This window comes from Devosia sp. (assembly GCF_034675085.1).
Lineage (GTDB): Bacteria > Pseudomonadota > Alphaproteobacteria > Rhizobiales > Devosiaceae > Devosia.
In genome coordinates this window covers 1-2,941 of the sequence record NZ_JAUCDN010000375.1, presented here as the reverse complement: position 1 = coordinate 2,941, position 2,941 = coordinate 1, and the positions used below count along the sequence as shown (strand labels likewise).

Below are 2,941 nucleotides of genomic sequence, written 5' to 3'. Positions count from 1 at the left end.
CGGCGGCGACGCCGGCGGCCTGCAAGCGCCCGACTTCCTTGTTGTCGAAGGTCAGGTAGAAGGCGTCCGGATTTTCGATCAGGCGGTCATAGCCGACCACCGGAATGCCCTCCGCCACGGCGGCTGCAACGGCCGGCCCGACCGCTTCGCTGTCCTGCGCCAGCACGATGATGGCGTCGGCGCCCTGCGAAATCAGGCTTTCGATGTCGGTGAGCTGCTTGGAGGCGGACGACTGCGCGTCAGCCGAGATATAGGTGGCGCCGGCGGCTTCCAGCACGCCCTTGATGGCCGCTTCGTCGGTTTTCCAGCGCTCTTCCTGGAAGTTGTTCCAGGAAACGCCAATGGTCAGCCCGTCCTGCGCCTGCGCGACGCCGGCAAAACCGCTGATGACGGTCGTGCACAGCAGGACCGTGAGAATCTTGTTCATGTCTGTCCTCCCTGGCAGGCAGTCCCCTGCCCGCATTCGTGCCGGTGGCTTGGCCCCAGCGGGCACCCTCCACCAGCGCCCTGAGCATTATTTCAATGCTCGAAAAAACCAGTGGCACGACGCCGCGCACCGTGTCAACTTCAATTTCAACACCTGAAATAAATACCCATTGCACTATGGAAGCAGGAATGGTGTGTTCACCGCGAGAGTGGAGTGAGTTGCTTGGCGCGGAAGGTCAGCGATAGCGACAGTGTCCGGCGTCAGAACCGGGGACTCGTTCTAGGCGCCCTGCGTGTGCAGGGGCCGCAATCGCGCACCGCCCTGGCAGCGGGCACCGGGCTCAGCCACGCCAGCATCACCGCCATCACCGCTGATCTCATCAACCAGCAGCTCATCGCCGAGCTCGAGGCCGAGCCGCGCGTCGATGGCCGGACCCGTGGCCGCCCGGCCACCCTGGTGGGGTTCGAGCGGCGGGCCGGCGCCGCTGCCCTGTTCGAGGTCGATGTCACCCGCGCCCGCCTCTCCTTGGTCGATTATGGCGGCGTGCTGGTCGATCGCATCGAAACGCCCGTCACCCCCCTCACTTTCGCCCACACCCCGGCAGCCGTCTTTTTCACCGAGCGGCTGGAGCTGTTGCGCAGCCGCAATCCGGTCGCCATGGCGGGGCTGCGGCGCGTCGCCATTTCCGTCCAGGGCATTCTGGGGCGCAATGACGAGGGGCTGGTCTGGTCGCCCATCGCCCATCTGGCCCACGCGCCCTTCATCCAGTGCCTGAACGAGACGCTGGGCCTGCCGGTTTCCCTGCACAAGCGCGGGCGGCTGCTCGCGGAAGGCGCGCGCTGGCTCGATCCGGCGCTGCACGACGCCAGCGTCGCCACCGTTTTCGTCGGCTCCACCGTGGCCATGGGCATGACCTTTGGCGGCCAGGGCATCGGCCAGGGTAATGGCGGAGCCACCGAATTCGGCCATATGAACCATATGCCTAATGGCGCCCTGTGCCGCTGCGGCATGCGCGGCTGCATCGAGGCCTATGCCGCCGATTACGGCGTATTGCGCACCGCCTATTCAGTGCCCGAGACCGCTCATCCCGCCCCCACCGTGCCCAGCCAGGAATATGAGGGGCTGATCGCGCGGGCCGAGGCCGGCGAGCGCGCCGCCACCCACGCCTTCAACCAGGCGGGCCGCGCCATCGGCTGGGGGCTGAGCCGCATGATGGCGGTGTTCGACCCCGCCCATATTCTCATCGTCGGCCCCGGCGCCCGCGCCTTCGGGCTCATGCAGGGCGAGATCAGCGCCGCCCTCTCCTCCGCCCTGGTCTGTCGCGTCAACGGTCTGCCGCGGATCGTCGCCCATCACGACGAGAAGGAACCCATTTTCATGGGCCTGCTGATGAAGACGCTGAGCGAGATCGACCAGCTCGATTTCGCGCCCCTCCCCGCCCGCACCGGCGTCTGAGCCACACCCCGACGCGCACGGCAAGAATTTCTCCGCCGTCGGAAATACGAATACCGTGCCGCTGAAAAAATTAAATTGCCGATAGCAATGGATTTTCCGTCCCGGCAATGCTTCACTGCATTTTACTCAATTATTACCCCGATTATAATTTGAGGAAAACATGTCCGGCGCAATCGTTCCAGTCATCCTGGCTGGCGGGCAGGGAACGCGACTCTGGCCGATGTCGCGAACCACGCGTCCCAAGCAGTTTCTCCCCTTCGGCGCCGCAGGAAGCCTGTTCCAGCAAACCTTGCGCCGCGTGGCCGATCCGGCCCTCTACGCCTGCCCGCTGGTCATGACCAATGCGGGCTATCGCTTCACCGTCGCCGATCAGGTGGCCGAGATGGGCCTGCCCGCCGGCCGGATCCTGCTCGAGCCGCTGGCCCGCAATACCGCCATGGCCATTGCCATCGCCGCCCTTCAGGTCGAGCAGTCCCTGGGGCCCGACAGCCTCATCCATGTGCTGCCCTCCGACCACGACATCGAAACCACCCCCCATTACTGGCAGGCCGTGCGCGACGCCGCCACGGCCGCCGCCGCCGGCCATCTGGTCACTTTCGGCATTCGCCCCACCCGGGCCGAAACCGGCTTCGGCTATATCCGTTCGGCCGCCCCTCCCGGCGGGCTCGCTCCCGTGGATGCCTTCGTGGAAAAGCCCGACGCCGCCAACGCGCTGGGCATGCTGGCCGAAGGCGGCTATTTCTGGAATTCCGGCATGTTCATGATGCGCGTCGGCACCTTTCTCGACGAATGCCGCGTGCTGGCCGGCGAGATCTTCCGGGCGGCGCGCGAGGCGCTGGCCACCGCCCGGGCCGATGTCGATTTCATCCGGCTCGGCGTCGAGGCCTTTGCCCGGGTCCCCGACATTTCGGTGGACTACGCCATCTTTGAAAAGACCAGCCACGCCGCCATGGTGGCGGTGGATTTCCACTGGTCCGATCTGGGCAATTGGGAGGCGGTTTGGCAAAACGGCCCCCACGATCCCGCCGGCAATGTCGTGCAGGGGCCGGCGACGCTCGA

At 66.0% G+C, this 2,941-nt stretch carries 3 protein-coding genes; 2 read left to right on the top strand and 1 reads right to left on the bottom strand.

Features of this window, described 5'->3' with window-relative positions:
- Nucleotides 1-427, bottom strand: a 427-nt coding sequence (locus VDP82_RS16485; RefSeq protein ID WP_323015917.1) for a substrate-binding domain-containing protein, incomplete at its 3' end; no start/stop codon positions are given.
- Between the two features lie 222 nt (nucleotides 428-649).
- Here VDP82_RS16485 and VDP82_RS16480 point away from each other — a divergent pair.
- Nucleotides 650-1,882 carry an ROK family protein gene (locus VDP82_RS16480; protein WP_323015916.1) on the top strand — a complete coding sequence of 411 codons (1,233 nt, stop codon included), beginning with the start codon at nucleotides 650-652 and terminating at the stop codon, nucleotides 1,880-1,882.
- Between the two features lie 160 nt (nucleotides 1,883-2,042).
- On the top strand, nucleotides 2,043-2,941 hold an 899-nt coding region (locus VDP82_RS16475; RefSeq protein ID WP_323015915.1), incomplete at its 3' end, for a mannose-1-phosphate guanylyltransferase.